Source organism: Streptomyces deserti, from assembly GCF_054782695.1.
On record NZ_BAAGRZ010000001.1, the window covers coordinates 613,137 to 639,714 of the forward strand.

Sequence of the window (26,578 nt, forward strand, 5' to 3'; positions counted from 1 at the left end):
CGGGCGCCACACCCTTACGGATATCTACGAAGGAGCGCCACATGGCCGCCACTCAGGAAGAGATCGTCGCCGGTCTCGCGGAGATCGTGAACGAGATCGCCGGCATCCCGGTTGAGGACGTCCAGCTGGACAAGTCCTTCACCGACGACCTGGATGTCGACTCCCTGTCCATGGTCGAGGTCGTCGTCGCCGCCGAAGAGCGCTTCGACGTCAAGATCCCGGACGAGGACGTCAAGAACCTCAAGACCGTCGGCGACGCGACCGACTACATCCTCAAGCACCAGGCCTAAAAGCCCTGCCCTGGGCCGGTGCTCCGGCCCCGCCACCCGGCGGTGGCGCCGCTGATCCTCGTATCCGTTGGAGAAAGAATTCCCGTGAGCTCGACCAATCGCACCGTGGTCGTCACCGGTATCGGCGCAACCACACCGCTGGGTGGCGACGCAGCCTCGACCTGGGAGGGCCTGGTCGCCGGACGTTCCGGCGTCAAGCCCCTGGAGCAGGACTGGGCCGCCGAGCAGGCGGTCCGCATCGCGGCCCCGGTCGCCGTGGAGCCGACCGAGGTCATCCCCCGGCCGCAGGCCCGCCGCCTGGACCGCTCGGCGCAGTTCGCGCTGATCGCGGCCAAGGAGGCCTGGGCCGACGCCGGTTTCGAAGCCAAGGCCGGTGAGGGCGCCGACGTCGACCCGGACCGGCTCGGCGCGGTCATCGCCTCCGGCATCGGCGGCGTGACGACCCTGCTGGACCAGTACGACGTGCTGAAGGAGAAGGGCGTCCGCCGCGTCTCCCCGCACACCGTCCCCATGCTGATGCCGAACAGCCCGTCGGCGAACGTCGGTCTGGCCGTGGGCGCCCGCGCGGGCGTGCACACCCCGGTCTCCGCGTGCGCCTCCGGTGCCGAGGCCATCGGCTACGCCATCGAGATGATCCGCACCGGCCGCGCCGACATCGTCGTCGCCGGTGGCACGGAGGCGGCGATCCACCCGCTGCCCATCGCCGCGTTCGGCAACATGATGGCGATGTCCAAGAACAACGACGACCCGCAGGGCGCCTCGCGGCCCTACGACGTCGCCCGCGACGGCTTCGTCCTCGGCGAGGGCGCCGGCGTGATCGTCCTGGAGTCCGCCGAGCACGCCGCCAAGCGCGGGGCGCGGGTGTACGCCGAGGCGGTCGGGCAGGGCATCTCCGCCGACAGCCACGACATCGTGCAGCCGGAGCCGGAGGGGCGCGGCATCGCGCACGCGCTGCAGAACCTGCTGGAGCGCACCGACCTGGACCCGGCGGAGCTCGTGCACGTCAACGCGCACGCGACGTCGACGCCGGCCGGGGACATCGCCGAGCTGAAGGCGCTGCGGAAGGTGTTCGGCGACGACACGGACCACATCGCGGTGTCCGCGACCAAGTCGATGACCGGGCATCTGCTGGGTGGTGCCGGTGGAGTCGAGTCGGTGGCGACCGTGCTGGCGCTGTACCACCGGGTGGCGCCGCCGACCATCAACATCGAGAACCTCGACCCGGAGGCCGAGGCGCACGCGGATGTCGTCCGTGGTGAGGCGCGCAAGCTGCCGGTCGAGGGGCGGATCGCCGCGTTGAACGACTCGTTCGGGTTCGGTGGGCACAACGTGGTGCTGGCGTTCCGGACGGTCTGACCGGCATCCGTACGATCCGTATACGTGAAGGGCCCCCACCGGCCGGTGGGGGCCCTTCACGCGTGCTGAGCGGGAGTCAGACCACCTGGTGAAGCCAGCGGACGGGCGCGCCCTCGCCCGCGTACCGGAACGGTTCCAGTTCGTCGTCCCAGGGCTTGCCGAGGAGCTTGGAGAGTTCGGACTCCAGGTCGGTTTCGCCGCGCTGGGAGCGCTGCAGGGCGGCGCGCAGGCGGTCCTCGGGGATGAGGATGTCGCCGTGGATGCCGGTGACGGCGTGGAAGATGCCGAGCTCGGGGGTGCAGCTGTAGCGCTCGCCCTCGGCGGTGGCGCAGGGCTCGGCGGTGACCTCGAAGCGGAGCAGGTGCCAGCCTCTCAGCGCGGAGGCCAGCTTGGACGCCGTGCCCGCCTCGCCCTGCCAGGAGAACTCCGAGCGCCAGGTGCCCGGCGCGGCGGGCTGCCGGATCCAGTCCAGGCTGACGCGCGTGCCGAGCACCCCGGCGACGGCCCACTCGACGTGCGGGCACAGCGCGCGCGGCGCGGAGTGCACGTACAGAACTCCACGTGTCGTCACCGGGACCTCCGGGCAGAGCGGGACATCTGGGAAACGGGCGGAACGGCCGCGGCCGGGCGGGCCACGTTGATGGCGAGGCTACCGTGCGGCGGCGCAAGGAGTGTGACGTACCGTCGCTCCCGGTGCCGGGAAACGCCTGCCATTCACCCAGGGGGACGCTTGTACGGGTGTGAGCCGTTGCACCTGGCCGGGCGGGAACCCTCGGGTGCTGGTAAGGGTTGGGGAGAGTGACGGCCGCGCGAGGGAGGGGACCAGGGGATGCGGAAACGAAGCCACCGCTCACGGGCCGTTCTCGCCGTGGCGGTCGCGGCCGTGCTGGGCGTGGCGGGGTGTGACGCCGTGGGCGGTGACTCCCCCGGGCCCTCCGGGGCGCGGAAGACCAGCCCGTCCCCGAAACCGACCCCGCTCTGGGACACCAGTCCCAGCTCCATCGCCGCCGTCGGTGACTCCATCACCACCGGCTTCGACGCCTGTTCCGTCCTGTCGGACTGCCCGGAGGCGTCCTGGGCGACCGGCAGCAGCAAGGAGGTCGACAGTCTGGCCGTACGGCTGCTGGGGCGGGCGAGGGCGGCCGAGCGCAGCTGGAACTACGCGGTCTCCGGGGCGCGGATCGCGGACCTGCCCGGGCAGATCGCCCGGGCGGTGGCGCGCAAGCCGCAGCTCGTGACGGTGATGGTGGGGGCGAACGACGCCTGCCGGGCGACGACATCCCAGATGACGTCGGTCGCCGACTTCCGCGCCGACTTCCAGGACGCCCTGCGCACGCTGCGCGATGCCCTGCCCAAGGCCCAGGTGTACGTGGCGAGCGTGCCGAACCTGAAGCGGCTGTGGTCCCAGGGCCGTACGAACCCGCTCGGCAAGCAGGTGTGGAAGCTCGGCATCTGCCCGTCGATGCTGGGCGACGCGGACGCCCTGGACGCGGCGGCGACGCTGCGGCGGGACACGGTGCAAAAGCGGGTGGAGGACTACAACAGGGTGCTGAAGGAGGTCTGCGCCAAGGACGAGCGCTGCCGTCACGACGGCGGCGCGGTGTACGACTACCGCTTCGGCACGGACCAGTTGAGCCCCTGGGACTGGTTCCACCCCAGCGTGAACGGTCAGGCCCGGCTGGCGGAGATCGCGTACCGGACGGTCACGGCGAAGACCTCCTGACCTAGAGTTCCGCGCATGAACGAACTCTTCGGCACACTTTCCGACGGCACACCGGTGCACCGGTGGACCCTTGAGCGGGCGGGCATACGGGTGCGGATCCTGTCGTACGGCGGGATCGTGCAGTCCGTGGAGGTGCCGGACCGGGACGGGCGCAGTGGGAACGTGGTGCTTGGGTTCGCGGATCTCGACGGTTACCTCGCGCACCCGGAGCCCTACCTCGGTGCGCTGATCGGGCGGTACGCCAACCGGATCGCGGGTGGCCGGTTCCCGCTGGACGGGCGGACGTACACCCTCGCGCGGAACAACGGGCCGAACGCGCTGCACGGCGGGGAGCACGGCTTCGACAAGCGGGTGTGGGACGCGGCCCCGGTCGAGCACGGGGTGCGCCTGACGCGGGTCAGCCCGGACGGTGAGGAGGGCTTCCCGGGCCGGCTCGACGTCGCGGTGACGTACACGCTGGACGCGGCGGGCGCGCTGCGGATCGCGTACGAGGCGGTCACGGACGCGCCGACGGTGGTGAACCTGACGAGCCACGGCTACTTCAACCTCGCCGGCTCCGGGAACGCGGGCGGGCACGAGCTGCGGATCGCCGCCTCCCGGTACACGCCGGTCGACGCGGACCTGATCCCGACCGGTGTGCTGGAGGACGTCTCCGGCACCCGCTTCGACTTCCGTACGGGGCGCAAGGCCGGTTCCGGCTACGACCACAACTTCGTGCTCGACAAGGGGGTGACGGACGCGCCCGTGGAGGTGGCCGAGTTGCACGACCCGGCGTCCGGGCGGGTCCTGACGGTGGCCACCACCGAGCCCGGCCTGCAGCTCTACACCGCGGATCATCTGAGCGAGCCCTTCGCCCCCGGCGACGGCATCGCGCTGGAGACCCAGCACTTCCCCGATTCCCCGAACCGGCCCGAGTTCCCGAGCACGGTGCTGCGGCCGGGTGAGGTGTTCCGGTCGGAGACGGTGTACGGCTTCTCGGCGCGCTGACGGCCGGGATGAGCCCCGGTCCGGGGTCAGGTGCCGGACCGGGGCTGCTTGGGGGGGCTTGTCCCGGATCAGACGTTAGTCGTCGCGGTGAGCCTGCGGTCCGCGATCGAGCGGCCCGCCTGGATCTCGTACGAACCCTTCACAAACGACCACGATTTGGTCATCTCGTCCCAGATCTCGAACACGCGGCGCGGCAGTACGACGGTGGCCTCCACGCTCTCGCCGGGCGCGGCCTCGACCGTGGCGAAACCGGCCAGCCAGCGGGCCGGGCGCGCGGGGTCGGGGGTGCTGGGGGCCAGGTAGAGCTGGACGACCTCGCGCCCGGCACGCTCGCCGGTGTTGCGGACGCGGATCCGCGCGGTGGTTGCGGTGACCTGGAGCGACTCGTACGTCCAGTCGGTGTAGCCGAGGCCGTGGCCGAAGGGGTACGCGGGGGTGCGGCCCTCCTTCTCCCAGGCGCGGTAACCGATGAACACGTCCTCGGAGTAACGCAGTTCGCCGTTGTCCGGGACGACCTGGGTGACCGGGGCGTCGGCCAGGGAACCCCAGGTGGTGGGCAGCCGGCCGCCGGGCTCGTGCGCGCCCGTGAGGACGTCCGCCAGGGCCGCGCCGCCCTCCTGGCCGGGGAACCAGGTGAGCAGCACGGCGGCGACGTCCTCGCGCCAGGGCAGTTCCACCGGGGAGCCGGAGTTGACGACCACGACGGTGTCGGGGTTGGCGGCGGCGACGGCGCGGACCAGGTCGTCCTGGCGGCCGGGCAGCTTCAGGTCGGTGCGGTCGAAGCCCTCCGACTCCACACGGTCGGTGGTGGCGACCACGACGACGGCGGTGTCGGCGTTCCGGGCGGCCTCGACGGCCTCGGCGATGAGGTCGTCGGGGTGGCGCTGGGGTCCCTGGTGGGCGAGGGTGAAGCCGATGACGCTCATGGGGTGGTCGGCGGGGCCCTCGACGAGGTACGTGAGGGAGACGTCGACCGGGACGCCCGCGGTGAGTTCGGCCCGGGCGCGAGGCTCCGGGGCGCCGAAGAAGGCCGCGAAGGGTTCGTCCTCGGCGGGGCGCTGGACGTCGTCGAAGTACGTCGTGCCTCCGACGGTGAGCGTGAAGGCGCCCGTGCCCTTGATACCGAAGGTGTGCGGGCCGCTCTCGCGCGGGACGAAGGTGCCCGTGAGTTCGACGGTGTGCAGGGTGTCGTGCGTCACGCCGTCGGGGAGGTCGGAGCCCATCCACTGGATGTGACCGCTCGGGGCGGAGCGGGTTCCGATGACCCGGCCGTCGTTGTCGCGGCAGACCGCGCGCAGCTCGAAGCCCTGGTCGGCGACGGCGAGTTCGGTGTTCGGGTCGGCGCCGACGGCGTAGGTGAGGGCGCCGTCGGGGAGGGCGGCGGTGAGGCCGTCGAGCGGGGAGACGACCCGGGCGGGGAAGACGGTGGCGGAACCGCCGCCGAGGATGCGGGCGTCGCGGGCGGCGGCGCCGATCAGCGCGACCCTGCCGGGCTTCAGGGGAAGGGCGTTGTTCCGGTTGCGTACCAGCACGAAGGAGCGGCGGGCAATCTCGCGGGCCAGGGTCTCGCCGTCGACCTCGGCCGGCAGGTCCGTCACGACCGGTTCGGCGCCGTGAAGGATGCCGACGCGGGCGGCGAGCCGCAGGACCCTGCGGACCGCCTCGTCGACCTTCGCCTGCGCCACCCGGCCGTCCCGTACGGCCTGCGCGAGGGCGGCGCCGTACACGGTGCGCGGCCCGGGCATGGCGACGTCGAGGCCGCCGTCGAGGGCGCCCACGGTGTCGCGGGCGGCGGTCCAGTCGGAGACGTTGCAGCCGTCGAAGCCCCATTCGCCGCGCAGGACCTCGTTGACCAGGTGGTGGTGCTCGGTCATCGTCGTGCCGTTGACCGAGTTGTAGGCGGTCATGATGCCCCAGGGGTGGGCGCCCGCGACGATGGCCTCGAAGGGGGCCAGGTACAGCTCGCGCAGGGCGCGTTCGCCGACGAGGTTGTTCACCGTGAGCCGGTCGGTCTCGGCGTCGTTGGCGACGAAGTGCTTGACGGTGGTGCCGACGCCGCCCGACTGCACTCCCTCGACATAGCCGCTGCCGATCCGCCCCGTCAGGTACGGGTCCTCGCTGTAGGCCTCGAAGTGGCGGCCGCCGAGCGGGGAGCGGTGCAGGTTGACCGTGGGGGCGAGCAGCAGGTGGACGCCTTTGCGGCGGGCCTCCTGGGCGAGCAACACGCCTGCCCGGCGGGCGAGTTCGGGGTCCCAGGTGGCGGCGAGCGCGGTCGGCGAGGGCAGCGCGACGGACGGGTCGTCGGCGCTCCAGCGCACCCCGCGCACACCGATCGGGCCGTCGGACATGACGAGCGACGTCAGGCCGATCTCCGGCAGCGCGGGCAGGGACCACATGTCCTGGCCGGACAGCAGCCGAGCCTTCGCGTCCAGGCCGAGCTTGCCGAGCGCCGCCTCGACGACCGCTTCCCGGGCCGCGTCCCGCCGTACCTGTGCTGTGTCCACCACGTCGGCACCTCCGCGTCGGGGTCCTTGGACGTCTCCATCCTGCCCGTAGGACGCCCCCACGGGTGCAGGCTTTCCGGACCCGCGCTCTACTGCCAGGTCGCGGTGTCGGGGTCGATGCCGTGGGCGCGCGCGCCGGCGTCGATGATTCGACGGAACCACGTGGCCAGGCCGGCGCGGATGCCGTCGTAGTGGGCGGCGAATCCCGGATCGGCCTCATACATGCGGCCGAGACAGACCTGCATCTGCCTGGTGAGGGGAAAGTACGAGGCGAAGACTTCGCGGTGCCACTCGACGAGTTGATTCGCTTCTGGGCTACCGGGTGTGACGCCGGCGTCCATCGCATTCCCGAGGGCGCGGTCGAAGGCGGCCACGGCGTCGGCGACGGCCTGCCATTCCTCCGGACCGCGAGAGGCTGAGCGTTCGGCGTACTGCTGCCATTGCGCCGTGTCTCCGTAGCGCTGACGGGCTTGGGAGGGCCAGTCGAGGTTCCACTGGGGGCCGAAGATCGCGGCCTGCTGCTCGACGGTCAGCAGCAGGCCGCGCTCGTGGGCGTCGATCATCCGGTCCAGTCCGGCGCTGAGCTGCTGGAGGCGGTCGATCCGTTCAGCGACCTGGGTGCGCTGCGCGCGCAGTGCGCCGGGCACGTCTGCGGCCGGGTCGTCCAAGATGGCCCGAATCCTGTCCAGGCCGAGACCGATCTCACGGTAGACGACGATGCGGTGCAGGCGTTCCAGATCACCAGCGGTGTAGAGCCGGTATCCGGCAGCCGTGCGCAGCGACGGTCGCGCCAGACCGATCTCGTCCCAGTGGTGCAGCGCGCGGACTGTCACGCCCAGACGCGTCGAGACCTGACCGACGGTCAGGCCGTCGGCGTCGGTGTCATCAGGCATGCTCCTGATGATCGCCGCGACCGACGCCCGGTGGGGTGATCCCGATGGCTGCAAGGTTCCGTGCCTCCTGACTGGCCGGATCAAAGGGCTTCGCCGCGGTGAAGACGATCCGTGCGTTCTGGGGGGTGATCACCGTCATATCGCGGGTGTTCCAGGGAGTGTCCCGTGGACCGTCGACCGAGTCCGGGCGCAGCGCACGACAGGCCTCGACAAGGGAATCGACCTGGCTGAGCACGCACGCGAAGCTGAAGCTCATCGCTGGTGCCTGCTCCGGAACACTCCCCTCCGAGACGAGGAGTACGTCCTGGAACGCCCACCGGCGCAGATGCACAAGCCTGCCGGGGATGCTGAACAGCTCGAAGAACCCGAGCCCGCGAGTCCAGAAGTCCACCGACGCGGCCAGATCGCTCGTGGGGATCGTCACGAACGCGGGCATTCCGTAGATGCCACGGAACGGCTCCGGCGGAACCGCATCCGGGCCGGGAGCGGGCACGGGACTCATCTCGAACGCGTTGTAGTAGTCGCTCATGCACCCCACCCTCCAGCCTCACGCGACGTGAGGGTCAAGCCGGTCCGTGAATCTCGCCCTGCCCCAACGATGCGACCGACGTCGTGGCCGGGTACGCCTAGGGCGCCGGTACGGCCGGTGCGGGTACGGCGGCCACGACCTCGATCTCGACCTGTGCCTCGGGCCGGAACAGGCGCGGTACCTCGAAGGTCATGCTGGTGGGCGGGGTGCCGGTCAGGAACTGCCGTCGTACGGTGCCGTATTCCTCCAGTCTGGAGATGTCCGTGAGGTACGTACGGATGTTGACGACGTCGGCCAGGGTCGCGCCGTGCGCCTTCAGCAGGGCGGCGATGGTCTCGAAGACGCCGCGGGTCTGCTCGGCGAGCGTGGCGCCCTCGGCGATCTGGCCGGAGAGGAACAACAGGGCGCTGCCGTCGGCCTGTTCGACTCGGGCGACCTGGGAGTAGTAGGGACTCAGGGGCTGGGGTGCGGAGGCGGGGTTGTCCAGGGTGACGTGCATGGCTGTCTCCTGAGGCTTTTCAGGCGGTACGGATGACGGCGGCGGCCCGGGCGATGTCGGCGTGTGCGACGGCCGGGTCGGCGGCGGCGCGCCGGTAGTGCTCCAACGCGGCCTCCAGCGCGGGCAGTCGGGCCGCCCGCGTGGCCAGGTCGAGGTCCTTGACCGCGAGCGCGGTGCCGAAGTGCGCGCCCTCGGCGAAGGCGCGGGCGACGGCTCCGCCGAGCGGGCTGTGCGCCAGGGCGGTCCGGGCGGTGTCGTCGGCGAGGCCGAGCGCATCCGCGAGGCGCAGCGCCTCGGAGACGACGGCGATCCCCCCGATCACGGCCGCGTTGACGACGAGTTTGAGCGCGGCCCCGGAACCGGCCGGTCCGGTGCGGGTGACCTCGCCGAGGTGGGCCAGGACGTGTTCGACACCGGCCGCGTCCCCGCCCGCGAGGATGCCGAGCCGGCCGGCGGCGGCCCGGTCCGTGCTGCCCAGGACGGGCGCGTCGACGAGCGTCACCCCGTCCTTCAGCCGGGCGGCCAACTCACCTATGGCGTCCGGCCCGACGGTGGACATCTCCACCCAGTAGGCGCCGGGCCGCACCTCGGTGGCGACGGCGTCGGCGACCGTGCCGAGCGCGTCCGGCCCGGCGAGCATCGTGATCACCACGTCGGCGTCCCGGACGGCTTCACGCGGGGACGCGGCGCGCACGGCGCCCTCGGCGGCCAGGGGTTCGGCCCTGGCCGCCGTCCGGTTCCAGACGGTCAGCGGATGCCCGGCGGCCAGGAGCCGACGGGCCATGGGCGTGCCCATGTGGCCGAGACCCAGGAATGCGATCTTCTCCATGCCGACGACGTTACGGCCGGGCCGTCGATGCGACCAGCGAATGTCTAGCATGGCTGCCATGCCCGAACAGCATGCCGAGGTGGCGGACGACGGCCTCCCGGAGCTCTCCACCGTCTGGCTGCGGGTCTTCCTGGAGGTCGCCCGGCAGGGCTCGTTCACGGTCGCCGCCCGGACGCTCGGCTGGACCCAGTCCGCGGTGTCGCGGCAGATCTCGTCCCTGGAGGCCGCGCTCGGCGGGGCCCCGCTCTTCGACCGGCTGCCGCGCGGGGTGCGGCTGACCGAGGCCGGGCGGATCCTCGTACCGCACGCGGAAGCGGTCGCCGCCGCGCTGCACGGCGCCCGGCGTGACCTGGCCGCGCTGCGTGAGGCGGCCGGCGGGCGCCTCAGGTTCGGCGCGTTCGCCACCGCCGACGCGGCGCTGGTACCGCGGGCCCTGGCCGCCTTCCGCGCCCGCCACCCCCACGTGCGCGTCACCCGCGAGGAAGGCCTCACCCCCGCCCTGCTGGACCGCCTGACCGCCGGTCACCTGGACCTCGCGGTCGTGTCGACCACGGGCCGTGCCCCGCTGGAGACGTACGCACTGCACCACCTCCTCGACGAGTCCCTGTACGTCGCCGTCCCCGCCGGCCACCCCCTGGCGGGCCGCGACAGCCCGGTGCGGCTCGGGGAGTTCGCCGACGCCGAGTGGATCTCCGGCAGCCCCCGCCCCGAGGGCACCCTGCTCGACGCGGCCCTGCGCCAGGGCTTCCGGCCGCGCGTCGCACATGTCGTCGGCGAGTGGACGGCCAAGCAGGGGTACGTCGCCGCCGGTCTCGGCGTGACCCTGGTTCCGGCGCTCGCCGCCGGGTCCGTACGCCCGGACGTCGCCCTGCTGCGGGTGCTCGACGAGGACGCCCCGGCCCGGGCGGTGTACGCGGCGACCGTGCGGGGACGCTCCCGCACGCCGGCAGCGACGGCCTTCCTGGGCGCGCTGCGGGAGGCGGCCGCGACGATCCCCTGAGCCGCGCACCATGGCGTACGTCACTTCCGTCACTGATACTGCGACACGTCCCGCACGTTCACGACGGAAGGACCTGACCTCCCTTGAATTCCCTACGTGTTCGGATCGGTGTGCTCGGCCTCGCCCTGCTGACCGGCCTCTGCGCCCCGACGGCCGCCACCGCCGCCGAGCCGGTCCCCTCCCCCACCGTCGAGGAGCAGCGCCTCGGCCAAGCCGTGCCCCAGGAGATCCTCCGCCGCTCCGGATTCGACACCGTGGCACCGGAGTTCGCCCGCGCTCTCATCGCGGCGCGCTCCTACGCCGAGGCCCGCCGGATCGTCGTACGCGAGGGCTCGGAGCTGTGGCGGCGGGCCGTCGACCGGGCGCAGGGGCGCGGCCCCGCGGGCGGGGACCTCAGCCGGGACGACGACCGGCCGCTGTACTGGGCGCGGCTCGGGATGACGAGGGAAGTGCGCGCCTGGGAGCCGCGGTTCGGGCTGAGTGACGCACAACGGGCCAGGCTCATATCCGCCGTGGAGCGGACCTCGCGCGGTCAGACCGCCATCCGCTATCCGCACGGCAAGGGGCTGAAGCGGATCCTGGTCACCGGCTTCGACCCGTTCACCCTGGACCGGGACATCCGGATCTCCAACCCGTCGGGCGCCACCGCGCTCGCCCTGGACGGCACGGTGATCGAGACGGCGGGCGGTCCGGCGCGTGTCGAGACGGCCGTGTTCCCGGTGCGCTGGCAGGACTTCGCGGAGGGGACGGTGGAGCGGACGCTGCGGCCGTATCTGCCGAAGGCCGACCTGTTCGCGACCGTCAGCCAGGGGCGGGTCGGCCGGTTCGACATCGAGCGGACCAACGGGGCCTGGCGGGGCGGCTTCCCCGACAACGAGAACATCAGCCGGACCGGGACGATCCCGGTCGCCGACCCGGCCTCGCAGCCGCAGTGGACGTCGACCACCCTGCCCTACCAGGAGATCGTGGCGGCGGACACCGGGCGCTTCCCCGTGTACGACAACACGAGCGTGACCGAGGTCCCGGCGGGCGGCACCCAGCCCGTCGTACGGCCGGACGGGCCGACGGAGGGGTCCACCGCCCGGGAAGGGGGCGGCGGGAACTACCTGTCCAACGAGATCGCCTACCGGGCGACGCTGCTGCGCGACCGTCTCGGGCTGCACGGCACGCTGCCGGGCGGGCATGTGCACACACCGGTGCTGCGGTTCGGCGCCGGGAACACCGCCGAGGTCACCGACCCGGAGTTCGTGCGCAACCGGCTGGACATCATCGCCCAGGTCCGGTCGATCCTGACGGTCGCAATCAGTGCGACGGAGCGAACGCGAGGCTGACGCCGAGGCCGGCCAGGACGGAGCCGATGAGCTTGTTGAGGACCTTCTGGCCGCGCAGCATCAGGGTGCGCATCCGGTCGTGCGAGAAGAACACGGCGACGACGGCGAACCACAGCAGGTGGGCCAGCGACATGAACAGCCCGTAGCCCACCTGCTGGGCGACCGGGGTGCCCGGGCTGACGACCTGGGCGAAGGTCGAGACGACGAAGAGGGTCGTCTTCGGGTTGAGGACGTTGGTCAGAAAGCCGGTGCGCAGGGCCGCCAACGGGGTGAGGTCCGTCTTGTCGCTCAGGTCGACCTCGACCTCGCCGCGGGCGCGGAAGGTGCGGACGCCGATGTAGACGAGGTAGGCCGCGCCGACCAGCTTGATGACCGTGAACAGGAAGGTCGACGAGGCGATCAGCAGGCCGACGCCGAGCATCGTGTACGTCACGTGCACGAGGACGCCGGCGGCGACCCCGGCCGCGCCGAGCAGGCCGGTGCGGCGGCCGTAGAGGTAGCTGTTGCGGACGATCATGGCGAAGTCGGCGCCGGGGGCGATGACGGCCAGGACGGTGATGACGGCGACGGCGAGCAGCTCGGTCACGTGGTGACGTCCTCCTCTTCGGACGGTGCCGTGTCGTCCCGGACGCTCTCCTCCCCGAGCAGTTCGCGCGCCATGAGGGTGGCGCCCGCGACCGCGCCCGGCATCAGGAACACCGCGACGAACGGGACCAGGAAGGCCAGGGCCAGGGGCGTGCCGAAGCCCCAGACCAGGGTCTTGCGGGAGCGGAGCAGGGTGAGGCGGTCGCGCAGTTCGACCCCGCGGCGCTGCAGGGCGACGCCGGTGAGTTCCTCGGTGAGGAAGAAGCCGGTGACGAGGAGGCCGATCACCGGTACGACCGTCTGGCCGGCGACCGGGATGAATCCGAGGGCGAAGAGCAGGATGCCCCAGACGGCGGCCCGCAGGACGATCCGGAGGCTGTCGCGGGCCGAGATCCACAGTTCGCGCCAGAGCGGCAGGCCCGACTCGGGGGCGGTGCCGTCCGGGGAGACGTCCCGGTCGACCTGCTCGGAGAGGTTCTCGTAGAACGGCTGCCCGATGAGCAGCGTGACCGCGGTGAAGGTCAGGACGGCGAGGAGCAGGGCGAGGGCGAACAGCACGACGGTGAGGAAGCCGCGGAACAGGCCGGGCCAGGGGCTCGACCAGTCGTCGGCGAACGGGGTCGCCCAGGCGACGGCGTCCTCGCCCCACAGCGCCAGCGCGATGAGCGCCGCCGCGTAGAGGACAAGGGTGATCAGGCCCGGGAGGAGCCCGAAGCCGTACTTCTTGCCGTGCCGGGCCACCCAGCCCTGGCCCTTCAGGAGGTACCTGAAACCCGCCCCGAGATCGCGCATGGGGGAACTCTATCCAGGCGCCGGTGTCGTCCTCGCCGCGCTGCGGTCACACCGGTGTCACAGCCACCACCACCCCCGGCTCGGCCGCCGGGTTCACCGCCGCCCGCACCCGTACGGCCACCGCCCGGGCCACCCGCCCCGCGCGTGAGGTGCCGGACAGCAGCACGGGCTGGAGCTGCTCCAGTCCCGCCACCAGCAGCTCCTCCCCGGCGACGAACACCGGGCGGGCCGCCTTGCTCGCCTGCGCCGCCGCCTCCGTCAGGTCGGCCAGCGGGGGCAGGGCGGCGCGGACGACGCCGGCGCCCGCGTTCGCCGCCCGTTCGGCGAGGGCCACCTGCAACGGCATCAGCGGGGCCAGCGCGGCCGTCAACGCGTCGGCGGCGCGGCGTAGTTCGGGCGTGGAGTCGTTCAGCACCTCCGTCGCGGCCCGGATCACGGGCGTCAGCGCGAGCAGGACGCCCGCCGCGACGCCGGCCGCCGTGGGCAGCAGCGGGGCGGACGCCTCGATCAGGTTTCCGAGGGCCGCCGCGAACTCCTCGACGGCCGGCTCCACCGCGTCCAGCACCGGCAGCAGGCTCTCACCGAGCGCGGTGAGCAGGGCCTGCGCCGGTTCGCTCACCGGGTGCACCGCCAGGGGTGCGCCGCTCGTGCCGATCCGGGTGAGGGTGTCGACGATGCGGTAGAACGCCTCCTGCGCCTGCGGGGACGCGCTCGCCTCGGCCAGCTCCGCCGTGGTCCGCCGCAGGACGCGCAGCGCCTCGGCGCCCGAACCGTCCCGTGGGTCGAGGGTGTTGACGGCTATCCGGGTGAGGTTTCCGGCGGTGTCCAGGAGCTGGCCGGTGATGTCGGTGGTGGTGCGGGCCATGCGCAGCACGTCGTCCCTGCTGGGCAGCGAAGGGATCGTCGCCATGGGGTCTCCTCGCAGTCCTCGCGCTCCCCCTCCGGGGCGCTTCAGCCGAAGTCGAGGATGCCCTCTCCGCGCCCGTCGAGGGGGCCGTACGGGGCAACGGTGACATCAACGCGGCCTTGTTGCGGTTGAGTCGAACCGGTACACCTCGCCGTACCGATCTCAGGAAGCCCCGGAGGAGGCACGCGTGCGCACCACGAGAACAACCGTTCCTGCAAGACCGTTACTGATCGCCGCCCTCGCCCTCACCACGACCGGCTCGCTCCTGCTCACCCCCGGCGCGGCCGCCGCGGACCCGAAGCCCGTCCCCCGGGAAGACACCGCCGCGGACCCGAAGCCGGTCACCCGGGAGGACGCCGCCGTCGACGGCGACCGCGCGGCGCGGGCTCCCGCGAGCGCGGCCCGCCGGGCCCTGACCGCCCCGGTCACCGAGCAGACGTCCACGCGCGGCTACCCGCGCCGCCGGCACCTCTCCCCCGACCCGGTGAACCCGGCCGACAAGTCCCTCAAGCTGGGCCTGACCCCGTACCACGCGATCGCCCCGAAGCTGAACGCCCTGCAACGCCTCGGCGACCGGGTGAGCGTGGAGGTGGCCGGCCGCTCGGCCGGCGGCCACCGGCTCTACCTCGTCACCGTCACGGCCCCGGAGACCGCCCGCCAGGCCCGTGCCCAGGAGCGGATGCGCGAGCTCATCGAGAACGCGCCCGTGGCCGCCGCCAAGTCCCCTGAGATCAAGCGCACGTACAAGACACCGGTCTTCGTCAACAGCAACATCCACGGCAACGAGTGGGAGGGCACCGACGCCTCCCTGAGGATCGTCGAGCGGCTCGCCACCGCGCGCGACGCGAAGACCAGGGACCTTCTCGCGCACAGCCGCCTCTACTTCAACATCACAGCGAACCCGGACGGCCGTATCGCGGGCACCAGGGCGAACGCCAACGGCTTCGACCTGAACCGGGACTTCGTCACCGCCTCGCAGCCCGAGACGCGCGCGATGCGGCAGATCGAGCTCGACAAGCAGCCGGCCGTCATGCTCGACCTGCACGGCTACGTCAACGGCACCCTCATCGAGCCCACCACGCCCCCGCACGGCGAGAACTACGAGTACGACCTCTTCCTGAAGAACACCTACGCCAACGCCCTCGCCATGGAGGCCGCCGTCAACGGCCTCGGCTACACGCCCGGGAAGGACGGTGTCGAGCCGGTCCAGATCCCGTTCCGCGACCAGGAGGAGGGCTGGGACGACTGGCCGCCGATCTTCACCCCGCAGTACGCGGCCTTCCACGGCACGGTGGCCGCGCACACGGTGGAGATCCCGCTCCGGGTGAACAACGACGCCTACGACCGCCTGCCGGTCACGGAGCTGCGCCGCCGCTCGGCCGTCAACACGGCCGTGGCGGGCGCGGCCGTCCGCGCGACACTCGACCACGTCCACAGGCACCGGACCGCCCTGATCGCCGACCAGATCGAGGTCTTCCGGCGCGGCGCGGCGGGTGCCCCGCAGGTGCCGGTGTCCCCGGAGACGGTCCCGGGCGTGCCCGGCATCGGCCCCGAGGACGTCTACACGACGACCTTCCCGCGCGCGTACGTCATCCCGGCCGGCGGCTTTGGCGCCCAGCGCTCCGCCCCCGCAGCCGCCCGCCTGGTCGACCACCTGATCGCCAACGACGTCCGCGTCACCCGCGCCACCCACCCCTTCCGGCTGGCCGGAAAGACGTACCCGAGGGGCAGTTACGTCGTCGACCTGCGCCAGCCCAAGCGCGGCATGGCGAACGTGCTGCTCGCCGACGGCCGGGACATCAGCGGCAAGGTGTCGGTGATGTACGACATCTCCGGCTGGAGCCTGGGCCGCCTGTGGGGCGCCACGGTCGAGCCGGTACGGACCGGCAGCCTGAAAGGCGTACCCCTGCGCCCGGTCGCCGCGGCCACGTCCGTCGCGCGGGTCGCCCCGCACGGCGACCTGCGCCTGCGCCTGGACGACCCGCGCGAGATCGCGGCCCTCAACTCCCTGCTCCGGCAGGGCGTCCGGATCCGGCAGGCGGCGGACGGCAGCGCGATCGTCCCGGCGTCGGCCCGCCCCAAGGCGGTCACCGCGGCCCGCACGTACGACGTCTCCTTCGAGGCGGCGAAGCTCACCGGCACGGCACCCCTGCGCCGTGTCCGCGTGGCCGCGGCCGTCACGCCGGGCGAACTGTTCGCGCTGCGGGAGATGAACTTCGAGGTCACCCCCGTCTCGACGGAGGTCCTGAACGCGGGCTTCGACTGGTCGGGCACGGACGTGCTGTTCGTCTCGGCCGGCCTGGACCGCGACGACCTGAACCCGGCCGCCCGCACGGCCCTGGACGCCTTCCTGGCCGACCACGGCCTGGTCGGCCGGGGCACGACGGGAGCGGCCCTCAACGCGACGGCGGGCCGGCTGCCGGTGAAGCCGGTCGAGGGCAACGAGGACGCCAACGGCGTGGTGCGCGTCAGCAATTCCGGGCGCATCACCTCCGGCGCCCCGGACCACGGCTTCGTCTACGCGCCGATGTGGTTCACGGACCTCGGCCCCGGTGTCCGCGTGGAGCAGTCGTACGGGACCGGCGACCCGCTGGTCTCCGGGCACTGGCGCCCGCACCGGGACGGCACCGGGGGCCCCGCCGCCGCGTCCGGCCAAGCCTCGGTCGTCAGCGGCGCGCACACCGTCCTGTTCGGCACCGAACCCCTCTTCCGGGACCATCCGAAGGGCGAATTCCCCCAGGTCGCACGGGCATTGTTCACAGTGGCACACAGCGGTTCAGTTGAGGAGAGCGGATGACGCAGGAGATCCACGGCACCGTGGCCGACGGCTTCGAGGAGGTGCGCGCGGAGTTCGCCGCATTCGTGGCCGGGGAACGCCCCGACTACGAGGGCCAGTTGTGCGCCTACGTGCACGGCCGCAAGGTCGTCGACCTGTGGGCGGGGACCGACGCCGACGCCCTGTACGGCGTGTACTCGTCCACCAAGGGCGCGGCCCACCTGGTCGTCGCCCTGCTCGTCCAGGAGGGCACGCTCGAACTGGACCGCAAAGTGACGTACTACTGGCCGGAGTTCGCCGCCGAGGGCAAGGGCGTCCTGACCCTGCGCGACCTGCTCGCGCACCGCGCGGGCGTGGTCGGCACCGACTCCGGCTTCACCCTCGCGGAGCTGGCCGACGACCGGCTGGTCGCCGAACGGCTCGCCGACCAGCGCCCGTTCTGGCGCCCGGGCACGGCGTTCGGCTACCACGCGCTGGTCATCGGCGCCCTCACGGGAGAGGTCGTACGCCGCGCCACGGGCCGCACGCTCCAGGAGGTGTACGAGGAGCGCGTCCGCGCCCCCTACGCCCTGGACTTCCACCTGGGCCTGCCGGCCGCCCTGGAACCCCGTTTCCGCACCACACAGCCCATGGCCCCCACCCCCGACCAGCAGGCCCTGCTGGACTCGCTCCCCACGGGCCCGCACACGCTCTCCTCGATCGCCTTCAACCGCAACGGCACCGAGCCGACCGACCTCGAATCGCTCCCCAACCTGCCGCTGGTCCGCGCCAAGGGCCCGGCGTCGGTCGGCGGAGTGGCCTCCGCGCGGGGCCTGGCCGGGATGTACGCGGCGGCGATCAGCGAGGTCGACGGGAAGGCGCCGCTGCTGAAGCCGGACACGGTGGCGGAGTTCGGCCAGCTCCACTCGGCCGGCTACGACCTGGTGGCGCGGACGCACAAGTCGTACGGCCTGGGCTTCCAGGCCACCGCTGACACGTGGCACCCGTTCCTGGGCGCCGGGACGATCGGCCACAGCGGCGCGAGCGGCTCCCAGGCCTTCGCGGACCCGCACAGCGGCCTCGCGTACGGCTACACGCGGCGCCGTTTCGCCTTCCCCGGCGGGGCGGCCCCGGAGAACGACCGCCTGGCGCAGGCGATCCACAAGGCGGCACTCGCCCTCTGACCCCCGGCACGGACGGAGGCCGCACCCCACGTCCAAGGGTGCGGCCTCCGCCGTACGCAACGACTGCCGTCAGAGAAGCGTCACGGTGATGTTCCCGCGGGTCGCCTTCGAGTACGGGCACACCTCGTGGGCCTTCTTGATCAGCGCCCGGGCGGTCTCGGCGTCCACGTTCGGGATCTCGGCCGCGATCTCGACGATGATCCCGAACCCGTCGCTGTTCTTGCCGATCCCGACCTTCGCGGTGACGGTCGACCCGGAGACGTCGGCGCCCTCCTGACGTGCCACGACACCGAGGGCGCCCTGGAAGCAGGCGCTGTACCCGGCGGCGAACAGCTGCTCCGGATTGGTTCCGGCGCCGCTGCCGCCCATTTCCCTCGGCGGATTGACGACCACGTCGAGCTTGCCGTCATCGGTGGCCACCCGCCCGTCGCGCCCGCCTTCGGCGGTGGCGACTGCGGTGTAGAGCACATCGGACTGCTGGATGGACATGCGGTGGTTTCCTTCTGTCGTCCGCCGCGACTCGCGCCCGGGCCGGGACGGATTCGGAAAGAAGTTACCGCATACCGGAAACCGGGTGAAGACTACAGCTTGACGATCATCTTCCCGGTGTTGTCGCCCCGCAGGACACCCAGGAACGCCTCGAGGTTGTTCTCGATGCCCTCGACGACCGTCTCGCGGTACTTGAGCTGCCCGGACCGCACCCAGGCACCGACCTCCTCGACGAACTGCGGCTGAAGGTCGTAGTGGTCCCCCACCAGGAAACCCTCGACGTGGAGCCGGTTCTGCAGGATCTTGGCCATGTTGCGCGGGCCGGGAGTCGGCTCGGTCGCGTTGTACTGCGAGATCATGCCGCAGATCGCGATCCGGCCGCGCAGGTTGAGGGCGCCGATCGCGGCCTCCAGGTGCTCGCCGCCGACGTTGTCGAAGTAGACGTCGATCCCGTCCGGGGCGGCCTCCTTCAGCTGCTCCCACACGGGCCCGTCCTTGTAGTTGAAGGCGGCGTCGAAGCCGTACTCCTCGACGAGCAGCTTGACCTTCTCCTCGGACCCGGCGGACCCGATGACCCGGGAGGCGCCCTTCAGCTTGGCTATCTGCCCCACCTGGCTGCCGACGGCACCGGCCGCACCCGACACGAACACCGCGTCGCCCTCCTTGAAGGAGGCGGTACGCAGCAGCCCCGCATAGGCGGTCAGCCCGGTCATGCCCAGCACACCGAGGTACGTCGACAGCGGCGCGGCCTGCGGGTCCACGCGCACGGCGTTCTTGGCGTCCACGGCGGCGTACTCGCGCCAGCCGAGGAAGTGCAGGACGTGGTCGCCGACGGCGAACCCCTCGGCGTTGGAGGCGACGACCTCTCCCACGGCACCGCCCTGCATGACCTTGCCGAGCTCGAAGGGGGCGACGTACGACTTCGCGTCGCTCATCCGGCCGCGCATGTACGGGTCGACGGACAGGTACAGGTTGCGCACCAGCACCTGGCCCTCACCCGGGGTCGGGACCTCGGCCTCGACGAGGGCGAAGTTCTCGGGCTCGGGCCAGCCGACGGGACGGCTGAGCAGGTGCCATTCGCGGCTGACGGCGGGGAGGGTGGGGGTGTCGGTCATGGGAACGCCTTTCCTCGCGGACACAAAGCCGGAATACTTCATTACCTGAAACAACCATGCCTGTGAATATTTCAGGTTGTCAAACAACCGGGTACCCTGAGACCCATGACCACACCTCCCGCCGCCCACCGCCCCGACGCGCTGACCCTTGAGGTCGTCGAGCTCATCGGTGAGGTCGTGGCCCGGTTCCACGCGGACTACGAGGAGGCGGCGGCGGAACACGCCCTGACCGGCGCGCAGGCCCGGCTGCTCAGCCTGCTGTCCCTGGAGCCCCTGCCCATGCGGAGGCTGGCCCAGCGCCTGAAGTGCGAGCCGTCGAACGTCACCGGAATCGTGGACCGCCTGGAGGCACGGGGCCTGGTGGAGCGGCGCCCGGACCCGGCCGACCGGCGCGTGAAGGTGGCGGCGGTCACAGCGGAGGGGCGCCGGGTGGCTCGCGGCCTACGAGAGTCCCTGCGCTTCGCGCGTGAGCCACTGGCCGGGCTGTCGGAGGGGGAGCGGGTGGCCCTGCGGGATGCGTTGCGGCGGATGCTGGGTGTTTGAGGCCGGGGTGTGGGTGCTGGTCGGTTGCTGAGCCGGGGTTCAGGTGCCGCCTGTGCGAGGCACCCGGTGCTGGTGCTGGACCGGGTCCGGCCGCCGCCTGCCGGTAAGGCACCAGGCGCTGGCTGAGGCGAGGCGGGTCACGCAACCCGGCGCTACGGGGTGCCGCCGCGCCCACCCGTGCCGCCCCGGGCGGCACGACCGCCCGCGGATTGCGGACCCGGCCGCCCGCCGTGCACAGCCGCCATCCACAGGTGCGGCGCACCGCGGACCCGACTGCGCACCGTCGGCAAGTACCGCGCCGCGCGAGCCACCGGCCCGCTCGGCACCGCAAGGTGGACGCCCGAGGTCGCGCACGGCGGGAAGGGGACGTGTCGGGGGGTGTCCGCCCGCAGGGATGCCGGAAACGTCCGGTCCGATGGTCGGTGACAGTGCGGCAGACCGAGGACGGACACCCCCCGGCGCGGCCCCGACCCACCCACCGAACCGTAGGCGCTACGCACGCCACCACCCCACCCGCGCGGGCCGCCGCAGGCCCCCCGCCCACCGGAGGGTCACGTGCACCACCACAGGAAGCGATCGCACGTTTCCGACGGGGACGGTTCAGGTGTCGGGACCGAAGGCGTCGGCTCCGAGGTCTCTGTCGGCGTCTGAGCCGGGGGCGTAGGCCTGGGGGCCGATGTCGGGCGCTCCCGGTCCGGGGACGTGCCTGTCGTCGAGGACTGCGGGGCCTTGGTCGGGTCCTCCTCCGGGGACTTCGACTGCTTGTCCTTCGGGGACTTGGACGCCGACGGGGAGTCAGAGACCCCTGGCGACGGGGAGCCTGATGCCGTGTCAGCTCCGGACCCGGCGTCCAACGGCTGCGCCGTCTCGCCCGCCTCCTCCGACGCCGCCCCGTCCGCCGACTCACCCCCGGCCGCCGCCGGCTTCGGCGCCGACCCCGGCGCGTCCATCCCGAGCTCCGCGAGACTCAGCCCACCGGCCGCCAGCACGAAACCCGCGGTGACCAGCAGGGCCCGACGCCTCCGCCGACGATGCGCCGCGGCCTTCCGGTCCCGCCGGCTCGCCCCGCCCGAGCCACCCGGCCCATCCGCATCCGGCCCCTGACCCCGGCCCCGAGCCCGATCCCGGCGCCGCGCAGCCCGACCGACCCGATCGGGCTCACCTTCATCGCCGTACTCGTCATCGCCGTACTCGTCCTGCTCGTCAGGCTCGCCCGGCTCACCCGGCTCCCCACGTACGTCGTATTCGTCATGCCCGGCGCCGTGCCCGCCGTAGCCATCGCCACCCTCCGCGGCACGCCCGTCCCCGTACCCACCGTCATGCGTCCCGTACGCCCCGTAATCCGGACGCACAACGCCCTCCTCCGCATACCCGCGGAGCGCTTCAGCTGGGGTGCCGCACCCCGGGCAGGCGAGGGCGCCGTTGAGGTGCCGTCGGCACGGGTGGCAGTAGTCCATGACGCGGGAAGGTTAAGTTCCGCCCGGGTAACGTTCCTAGATCCAGCTGTGAATGTTCTGTGGGGAACCGGCCGCTCCCCCTCTTTCGAAACTGTCGAAACCGTTATGCGCGCGACCCATTGACACTGCCACCACCCCGTCTTTACTGTCACGCCAGCATTTCGAACGTGTGCCGAAATATCGAACACGCTCGAACCGGCAACACAGCAACACAGAGCCGACGTAGCAGCACAACAGCAGTAGACGACAGCAAACGACAGCAGACGACGCAGCAAGGGGCAACTGCCGTGCGCATCACCGGAATCAGCACGCACGTGGTCGGGACGCCGTGGCGCAACCTGACCTACGTACAGGTGCACACCGACGAGGGGCTCACCGGAGTCGGCGAGACCCGGATGCTGGGACACACCGACGCCCTCCTCGGTTACCTGAAGGAGGCTGAGACCAACCACATTCTCGGTTCGGACCCGTTCGCCGTCGAGGACCTCGTCAAGCGGATGAAGTACGGCGACTACGGCCGCGCCGGCGAGATCGTGATGTCCGGTATCGCCGTCGTCGAGATGGCCTGCTGGGACATCAAGGGCAAGGCCCTCGGCGTCCCCGTCTGGCAGCTGCTGGGCGGCAAGGTCACCGACAAGGTGAAGGCGTACGCCAACGGCTGGTACACCACCGAGCGGACCCCGGAGGCCTACCACAAGGCCGCCCAGCAGGTCATGGAGCGCGGGTACCGGGCGCTCAAGATCGACCCCTTCGGCACCGGGCACTTCGAGCTCGACCACGAGCAGACCCGGTACGCCGTGTCCCTCATCGAGGCCGTCCGGGACGCCATCGGCCCCGAGGCCGAGCTGATGCTGGAGATGCACGGCCGCTTCTCCCCGGCCACCGCCGTCCGCCTGGCCAAGGAGCTCGCGCCGTTCAGGCCGGCCTGGCTGGAGGAGCCGGTCCCGCCGGAGAACCTGAAGGCGCTGAAGAAGGTCGCCGAGAAGGTGGACATGCCGGTCGCCACCGGCGAGCGCATCCACGACCGGATCGAGTTCCGCGAGCTGTTCGAGGACCAGTCCGCGGACATCATCCAGCCGGACGTCGGCCACATCGGTGGTATCTGGGAGACCCGGAAGCTCGCCGCGACCGCGGAGACCCACTACATGCTCGTGGCCCCGCACAACGTGGGCGGCTCGGTCCTGACCGCCGCCTCCCTCCAGGTCGGCTTCACCTCCCCCAACTTCAAGATCCTGGAGCACTTCAACGACTTCGCGGACGCGGAGATCAAGAAGGTCGTCAAGGGCGCGCCCCAGGTCAACCCGGAGGACGGCTGCTTCCACATCTCGGACGCCCCCGGCCTCGGCGTCGAGCTGGACACGGACGCCGCCGCCGAGTTCCCGCAGCAGCGGGCCCACTTCGACCTGTGGGCCGAGGGCTGGGAGAAGCGGAATCCGAAGGCCACGCAGTGACCGGCACAGCCGTCGTCATCGACACCCCGGGCGCCTTCCACCTGGCCGAGCACACGCCCCGCGACCCCGGTCCGGGCGAGGCCCTGGTCCGGGTGCACGCGAGCGGGATCTGCGGAAGCGACCGCGAGGTGTTCCAGGGCAACCGGCCCGAGGGGTACGTGCGCTACCCGCTCACGCCGGGCCACGAGTGGTCGGGGACCGTCGAAGCCGTCGGCGCCGGGGTCCCCGCATCCCTCGTCGGCCGCAAGGTGGTCGGCGAGGGCTTCCGGAACTGCCAGGTCTGCGACCGCTGCCACGCGGGCGACACGACGCTGTGCAGCGCCGGGTACGAGGAGACCGGGTTCACCCAGCCGGGGGCGATGGCGCCCACGCTCACCCTCCCGGCCCGGCTCCTGCACGTCCTCCCGGACGACTGCGACCTGACCGCCGCCGCGCTCCTGGAGCCCGCCGCGTGCATCGCGGCCGCCGCCCTGAAGGCGAACGCCCAGCCGGGCGAGAAGGTCGCCGTGGTCGGCACCGGCACGCTCGGGATGTTCGCGGTGCAGTTCCTGAAGGCCGTCTCCCCCGGCGAGCTGCTGGTGGTCGGCACCCGCCGGGACCGCGAGGCGCTGTCGCGGCAGTACGGAGCGACCGACTTCCGTACGAAGGACCAGGAGCTCCCGGACGACGTCGACGTCGTGATCGAGACCGCCGGGTCCGCCGATGCGGCCCGTATCTCCGCGGCACTCCTGCGGCGCGGCGGGCGGCTGGTCCTGACCGGTATCCCGGCGCCGGGGGCCGACGGGCTCGACCCCACCGACCTCGTCGTACGGCAGCTGGAGGTGCACACCGTCTTCGGGGCCCCGCCGGACGCCTGGGCGCACACGGTGCGGGTGTTCGCGGCCGGGCTGCTCGATCCGCTGCCGCTGGTGACGCACGAGCTGCCGCTCGCCGAGTTCTCGCAGGCCATCGAGCTGGTGGGGTCCGGCGATCCGAAGGTGGGCAAGGTGCTGCTCCACCCCTAGACGTACGCCGGTACGGGGGCAACCTGACGGCTCCCGTACCGGCGTACTCCCAAGCCTTCGCACACCGCACGCCGCGAACCTCGTCCGACATAACGAACACGAAGGACTTCTTGTGACCGACGCTTCCGCCACGGCAGCCCGCAGGCCCGGTGAGCAGGCGCTCACCACCCTCGGCCTCGGCGCGCCCGCCCTCGACCCCGCCGACGCCTCGCCGCACTCCTTCCCCGGCGGCGGCCGCTGGCGCACCGAGATCCCCTCGTGCGAGGGTCCCGAGGCGCTGGCGGTGGTCCTGAAGGAGGCCTCGCGGCTGGATGTGCCGATCCACCGGATCAGCCAGGGCAGCGGCGTGTGGATGCTGACCGACGCCGAGATCACCGAGATGGTCGAGGCGACCGCCGAACGCGACATCGAGCTGTGCCTGTTCACCGGCCCGCGCGGCACGTGGGACATCGGCGGCTCGACGCGCACCGACTCGCGTGGGGCGGGCCTGAGAGCCCGCGGCCACGACGCCGTCGCCGGGTGCGTCGAAGACGCCGTGCGGGCAACGGAGTTGGGCGTCAAGTGCCTGCTCGTCGCCGACGAGGGCGTGCTGTGGACGCTGCACCGGGCGCGCGCGGCCGGCATCATCCCGGCCGACACCACGCTGAAGGTGTCGGCGCTCATCGGCCCTGTCAACCCGGCGAGTTACGCGGTGTACGAGCTGCTCGGCGCCGACTCCATCAACGTACCGAGCGATCTGACGCTCGATCACCTCACCGAGATCCGCCGGGTGTCCGGCGCTCCCATGGACATGTACATCGAGGCCCCCGACGATCTCGGCGGCTATGTGCGGATGTACGAGGTCGCCGAGCTGATCCGGCGCGGCGCACCGCTGTATCTGAAGTTCGGCCTGTCCAAGGCCCCCGGGATCTACCCGTACGGCACCCACATGCGGGAGCTGACCCTGGCCACCGCCAAGGAACGGGTGCGGCGCGGGCGGCTCGCCCTCGATCTTCTGGCCCGCCACGGAGCGGACGGCGACATGGCGCCGCTCGGCTCCCGGCTTCCGGGCGATCTGCAACGTTTCGAAATTCCGTCATAACGTTCCGGAAACTCGCCTTCACAGAAGACGACACACCCGCGCACAATCCCACACATCTCTTCTCGGTCTTTCCGGCCCGACCCCCCGGAGCGACTTCGCACCCCCAGACCGAGCCCTGCACACACATCAAGGATGATGATCATGCGTAACCGCAGAGCCGCCCTCGCCGCCATAGCCGGAGCCGCCTCCCTCGCCCTCACCCTGTCGGCCTGCGGGCAGAACAGCGAGGGCGGCAGCGAGGAGAGCAAGGACAGCGCCAAGGGCGGCACCATCGGCATCGCGATGCCGACGAAGTCCTCCGAGCGCTGGATCGCCGACGGCAACAACGTCAAGAAGGACCTGGAGTCCAAGGGCTACAAGACCCAGCTGGTCTACGGCGAGGACGACCCGGACCAGCAGGTCTCGCAGATCGAGAACCTGATCACCCAGGGCGTCAAGGCGCTGATCATCGCCGCCATCGACAACAAGTCGATGAACAACGTGCTCCAGCAGGCCAAGGATGCGAACATCCCGGTCATCTCCTACGACCGCCTGATCCTCGGCACCCCGAACGTCGACTACTACGCGTCGTTCGACAACGAGAAGGTCGGCGAGCTCCAGGCCACCTACATCGTCGACAAGCTCGGCCTGAAGGACGGCAGCAAGAAGGGCCCGTTCAACATCGAGCTGTTCGCCGGCTCGAACGACGACAACAACACGCGCTACTTCTTCGGCGGCGCGATGAAGGTCCTGCAGCCCTACATCGACAAGAAGCAGCTCGTCGTCCGCTCCGGCCAGACCAAGCTCAACCAGGTCACCACCCTGCGCTGGGACGGCGGCACCGCCCAGAAGCGCATGGACGACATCCTGACCTCGGCGTACAAGACCGAGCGGGTCGACGCGGTGCTCTCGCCGTACGACGGCATCTCCATCGGCATCCTCTCGGCGCTGAAGTCGGACGACTACGGCTCCAAGAGCAAGCCGCTGCCGATCGTCACCGGCCAGGACGCCGAGGTCGCCTCGGTGAAGTCGATCATCGCCGACCAGCAGTCGATGACCGTCTACAAGGACACCCGCGAGCTCGCCAAGGTGGCCTCGAACATGGTCGACGCGGTGCTGGGCGGCAAGAAGCCCGAGGTCAACGACACCAAGACCTACGACAACGGCGCCAAGGTCGTCCCGGCGTACCTGCTGGAGCCGGTCGCCGTCGACAAGGAGAACTACCAGAAGGTCGTCGTCGACTCCGGCTACATCAAGGAAAGCGACCTGAAGTAACCGCCGCCGACCGACCGACG

General features: G+C 71.6%; 25 protein-coding genes. 13 read left to right on the forward strand and 12 right to left on the reverse strand.

Going from position 1 to position 26,578, the window contains the following annotated elements; all coding sequences use genetic code 11:
* Positions 1-41: 41 nt before the first annotated feature.
* Positions 42-290, forward strand: coding sequence for an acyl carrier protein (locus ACYVMZ_RS02770; RefSeq protein ID WP_030341284.1), 249 nt, complete (start codon positions 42-44; stop codon positions 288-290).
* Positions 291-374: 84 nt separating this feature from the next.
* Entirely contained in the window at positions 375-1,646 is a 1,272-nt protein-coding gene (gene fabF, locus ACYVMZ_RS02775) for a beta-ketoacyl-ACP synthase II (protein WP_461075009.1), read from the forward strand.
* 76 nt (positions 1,647-1,722) lie between these two features.
* Here the strand turns inward: fabF and ACYVMZ_RS02780 are convergent, their stop codons facing one another.
* Positions 1,723-2,217, reverse strand: a complete 495-nt coding sequence (locus ACYVMZ_RS02780) for a DUF3145 domain-containing protein (protein ID WP_461075011.1) — start codon at positions 2,215-2,217, stop codon at positions 1,723-1,725.
* A 258-nt stretch (positions 2,218-2,475) separates the two neighbouring features.
* Here ACYVMZ_RS02780 and ACYVMZ_RS02785 point away from each other — a divergent pair, with 258 nt between their 5' ends.
* Together ACYVMZ_RS02785 and ACYVMZ_RS02790 are read left to right on the forward strand one after the other, a co-directional pair.
* A complete protein-coding gene (locus tag ACYVMZ_RS02785) occupies positions 2,476-3,369 on the forward strand; it encodes an SGNH/GDSL hydrolase family protein (RefSeq protein ID WP_461075013.1) in 894 nt (297 codons plus the stop codon).
* 15 nt (positions 3,370-3,384) lie between these two features.
* Entirely contained in the window at positions 3,385-4,356 is a 972-nt protein-coding gene (locus tag ACYVMZ_RS02790; protein WP_461075015.1) for an aldose epimerase family protein, read from the forward strand.
* A gap of 68 nt (positions 4,357-4,424) precedes the next feature.
* Here ACYVMZ_RS02790 and ACYVMZ_RS02795 read toward each other — a convergent pair whose 3' ends face one another.
* The 5 genes from ACYVMZ_RS02795 to ACYVMZ_RS02815 form a co-directional block, all read right to left on the reverse strand.
* A complete protein-coding gene (locus ACYVMZ_RS02795; RefSeq protein ID WP_461075017.1) occupies positions 4,425-6,863 on the reverse strand; it encodes a beta-glucosidase H in 2,439 nt (812 codons plus the stop codon).
* 86 nt (positions 6,864-6,949) lie between these two features.
* Complete coding sequence (locus tag ACYVMZ_RS02800; RefSeq protein ID WP_461075019.1) at positions 6,950-7,753, reverse strand: MerR family transcriptional regulator; 804 nt, start codon at positions 7,751-7,753, stop codon at positions 6,950-6,952.
* Positions 7,746-8,282, reverse strand: a complete 537-nt coding sequence (locus tag ACYVMZ_RS02805) for a VOC family protein (RefSeq protein WP_461075021.1) — start codon at positions 8,280-8,282, stop codon at positions 7,746-7,748. The genes ACYVMZ_RS02800 and ACYVMZ_RS02805 overlap by 8 nt, the downstream gene beginning before the upstream one ends.
* 97 nt (positions 8,283-8,379) lie before the next feature.
* Positions 8,380-8,781 carry a RidA family protein gene (locus ACYVMZ_RS02810; RefSeq protein ID WP_461075023.1) on the reverse strand — a complete coding sequence of 134 codons (402 nt, stop codon included), beginning with the start codon at positions 8,779-8,781 and terminating at the stop codon, positions 8,380-8,382.
* A 19-nt stretch (positions 8,782-8,800) separates the two neighbouring features.
* Complete coding sequence (locus ACYVMZ_RS02815; protein ID WP_461076309.1) at positions 8,801-9,661, reverse strand: NAD(P)-dependent oxidoreductase; 861 nt, start codon at positions 9,659-9,661, stop codon at positions 8,801-8,803.
* Between ACYVMZ_RS02815 and ACYVMZ_RS02820 the strand changes: the two genes are divergently transcribed.
* Positions 9,660-10,610 (forward strand): LysR family transcriptional regulator, encoded by a 951-nt coding sequence (locus tag ACYVMZ_RS02820; RefSeq protein ID WP_461075025.1) that lies wholly within the window; start codon positions 9,660-9,662, stop codon positions 10,608-10,610. The genes ACYVMZ_RS02815 and ACYVMZ_RS02820 overlap by 2 nt on opposite strands.
* Positions 10,611-10,693: 83 nt before the next feature.
* A complete protein-coding gene (locus tag ACYVMZ_RS02825; protein WP_461075027.1) occupies positions 10,694-11,941 on the forward strand; it encodes a pyroglutamyl-peptidase I in 1,248 nt (415 codons plus the stop codon).
* Here the strand turns inward: ACYVMZ_RS02825 and ACYVMZ_RS02830 are convergent.
* The 3 genes from ACYVMZ_RS02830 to ACYVMZ_RS02840 are packed head-to-tail and all read right to left on the reverse strand — an operon-like array spanning position 11,913 to position 14,228.
* Positions 11,913-12,527, reverse strand: coding sequence for a LysE family translocator (locus ACYVMZ_RS02830; protein ID WP_461075029.1), 615 nt, complete (start codon positions 12,525-12,527; stop codon positions 11,913-11,915). The two genes, ACYVMZ_RS02825 and ACYVMZ_RS02830, sit on opposite strands and share 29 nt — an antisense overlap.
* Entirely contained in the window at positions 12,524-13,318 is a 795-nt protein-coding gene (locus ACYVMZ_RS02835; protein ID WP_461075031.1) for an EI24 domain-containing protein, read from the reverse strand. The genes ACYVMZ_RS02830 and ACYVMZ_RS02835 overlap by 4 nt, the downstream gene beginning before the upstream one ends.
* A 46-nt stretch (positions 13,319-13,364) precedes the next feature.
* Complete coding sequence (locus ACYVMZ_RS02840; RefSeq protein WP_461075033.1) at positions 13,365-14,228, reverse strand: hypothetical protein; 864 nt, start codon at positions 14,226-14,228, stop codon at positions 13,365-13,367.
* A gap of 184 nt (positions 14,229-14,412) precedes the next feature.
* Here ACYVMZ_RS02840 and ACYVMZ_RS02845 point away from each other — a divergent pair, with 184 nt between their 5' ends.
* Both ACYVMZ_RS02845 and ACYVMZ_RS02850 read left to right on the forward strand, forming a co-directional pair.
* Positions 14,413-17,022 (forward strand): M14 family zinc carboxypeptidase, encoded by a 2,610-nt coding sequence (locus tag ACYVMZ_RS02845; protein ID WP_461075035.1) that lies wholly within the window; start codon positions 14,413-14,415, stop codon positions 17,020-17,022.
* Entirely contained in the window at positions 17,019-18,164 is a 1,146-nt protein-coding gene (locus ACYVMZ_RS02850; protein ID WP_461075037.1) for a serine hydrolase domain-containing protein, read from the forward strand. Before ACYVMZ_RS02845 ends, ACYVMZ_RS02850 begins: the two co-directional genes overlap by 4 nt.
* A gap of 69 nt (positions 18,165-18,233) precedes the next feature.
* On the opposite strand, the gene ACYVMZ_RS02855 is transcribed toward ACYVMZ_RS02850, so the two are convergent.
* Both ACYVMZ_RS02855 and ACYVMZ_RS02860 read right to left on the reverse strand, forming a co-directional pair.
* Positions 18,234-18,653, reverse strand: a complete 420-nt coding sequence (locus ACYVMZ_RS02855; protein ID WP_461075039.1) for an organic hydroperoxide resistance protein — start codon at positions 18,651-18,653, stop codon at positions 18,234-18,236.
* Positions 18,654-18,745: 92 nt separating this feature from the next.
* On the reverse strand, positions 18,746-19,768 hold the full coding sequence (locus ACYVMZ_RS02860) for an NADP-dependent oxidoreductase (RefSeq protein WP_461075041.1): 1,023 nt from the start codon (positions 19,766-19,768) through the stop codon (positions 18,746-18,748).
* A 105-nt stretch (positions 19,769-19,873) separates the two neighbouring features.
* Between ACYVMZ_RS02860 and ACYVMZ_RS02865 the strand changes: the two genes are divergently transcribed.
* On the forward strand, positions 19,874-20,311 hold the full coding sequence (locus tag ACYVMZ_RS02865; RefSeq protein WP_461075043.1) for a MarR family winged helix-turn-helix transcriptional regulator: 438 nt from the start codon (positions 19,874-19,876) through the stop codon (positions 20,309-20,311).
* Positions 20,312-20,862: 551 nt separating this feature from the next.
* Here the strand turns inward: ACYVMZ_RS02865 and ACYVMZ_RS02870 are convergent.
* Complete coding sequence (locus ACYVMZ_RS02870; protein ID WP_461075045.1) at positions 20,863-21,768, reverse strand: SCO2400 family protein; 906 nt, start codon at positions 21,766-21,768, stop codon at positions 20,863-20,865.
* A 287-nt stretch (positions 21,769-22,055) separates the two neighbouring features.
* On the opposite strand from ACYVMZ_RS02870, the gene ACYVMZ_RS02875 reads away from it, so the two are divergent.
* The 4 genes from ACYVMZ_RS02875 to chvE all read left to right on the forward strand — a co-directional run bounded on the left by ACYVMZ_RS02875 (position 22,056) and on the right by chvE (position 26,558).
* Entirely contained in the window at positions 22,056-23,219 is a 1,164-nt protein-coding gene (locus tag ACYVMZ_RS02875; RefSeq protein ID WP_461075047.1) for a mandelate racemase/muconate lactonizing enzyme family protein, read from the forward strand.
* The gene (locus tag ACYVMZ_RS02880) at positions 23,216-24,223 is read left to right on the forward strand and encodes a zinc-dependent alcohol dehydrogenase (RefSeq protein ID WP_461075049.1); all 1,008 of its coding nucleotides are present in this window, start codon (positions 23,216-23,218) and stop codon (positions 24,221-24,223) included. The genes ACYVMZ_RS02875 and ACYVMZ_RS02880 overlap by 4 nt, the downstream gene beginning before the upstream one ends.
* Positions 24,224-24,335: 112 nt before the next feature.
* Positions 24,336-25,304: a glycosyltransferase family protein gene (locus ACYVMZ_RS02885; RefSeq protein ID WP_461075051.1), complete on the forward strand. Its 969-nt coding sequence runs from the start codon at positions 24,336-24,338 to the stop codon at positions 25,302-25,304.
* Between the two features lie 141 nt (positions 25,305-25,445).
* Positions 25,446-26,558 carry a multiple monosaccharide ABC transporter substrate-binding protein gene (chvE, locus tag ACYVMZ_RS02890; RefSeq protein ID WP_461075053.1) on the forward strand — a complete coding sequence of 371 codons (1,113 nt, stop codon included), beginning with the start codon at positions 25,446-25,448 and terminating at the stop codon, positions 26,556-26,558.
* The last annotated feature ends 20 nt before the right edge of the window (positions 26,559-26,578 follow it).

Bases quoted from the DNA above. Each gene is read 5' to 3' on its own strand.
- ACYVMZ_RS02770 (WP_030341284.1), top strand. From the start codon at position 42: ATGGCCGCCACTCAGGAAGAGATCGTCGCCGGTCTCGCGGAGATCGTG.
- ACYVMZ_RS02785 (WP_461075013.1), top strand. From the start codon at position 2,476: ATGCGGAAACGAAGCCACCGCTCACGGGCCGTTCTCGCCGTGGCGGTC.
- ACYVMZ_RS02790 (WP_461075015.1), top strand. From the start codon at position 3,385: ATGAACGAACTCTTCGGCACACTTTCCGACGGCACACCGGTGCACCGG.
- ACYVMZ_RS02800 (WP_461075019.1), bottom strand. From the start codon at position 7,753: ATGCCTGATGACACCGACGCCGACGGCCTGACCGTCGGTCAGGTCTCG.
- ACYVMZ_RS02805 (WP_461075021.1), bottom strand. From the start codon at position 8,282: ATGAGCGACTACTACAACGCGTTCGAGATGAGTCCCGTGCCCGCTCCC.
- ACYVMZ_RS02810 (WP_461075023.1), bottom strand. From the start codon at position 8,781: ATGCACGTCACCCTGGACAACCCCGCCTCCGCACCCCAGCCCCTGAGT.
- ACYVMZ_RS02820 (WP_461075025.1), top strand. From the start codon at position 9,660: ATGGCTGCCATGCCCGAACAGCATGCCGAGGTGGCGGACGACGGCCTC.
- ACYVMZ_RS02815 (WP_461076309.1), bottom strand. From the start codon at position 9,661: ATGCTAGACATTCGCTGGTCGCATCGACGGCCCGGCCGTAACGTCGTC.
- ACYVMZ_RS02835 (WP_461075031.1), bottom strand. From the start codon at position 13,318: ATGCGCGATCTCGGGGCGGGTTTCAGGTACCTCCTGAAGGGCCAGGGC.
- ACYVMZ_RS02840 (WP_461075033.1), bottom strand. From the start codon at position 14,228: ATGGCGACGATCCCTTCGCTGCCCAGCAGGGACGACGTGCTGCGCATG.
- ACYVMZ_RS02850 (WP_461075037.1), top strand. From the start codon at position 17,019: ATGACGCAGGAGATCCACGGCACCGTGGCCGACGGCTTCGAGGAGGTG.
- ACYVMZ_RS02855 (WP_461075039.1), bottom strand. From the start codon at position 18,653: ATGTCCATCCAGCAGTCCGATGTGCTCTACACCGCAGTCGCCACCGCC.
- ACYVMZ_RS02860 (WP_461075041.1), bottom strand. From the start codon at position 19,768: ATGACCGACACCCCCACCCTCCCCGCCGTCAGCCGCGAATGGCACCTG.
- ACYVMZ_RS02865 (WP_461075043.1), top strand. From the start codon at position 19,874: ATGACCACACCTCCCGCCGCCCACCGCCCCGACGCGCTGACCCTTGAG.
- ACYVMZ_RS02870 (WP_461075045.1), bottom strand. From the start codon at position 21,768: ATGGACTACTGCCACCCGTGCCGACGGCACCTCAACGGCGCCCTCGCC.
- chvE (WP_461075053.1), top strand. From the start codon at position 25,446: ATGCGTAACCGCAGAGCCGCCCTCGCCGCCATAGCCGGAGCCGCCTCC.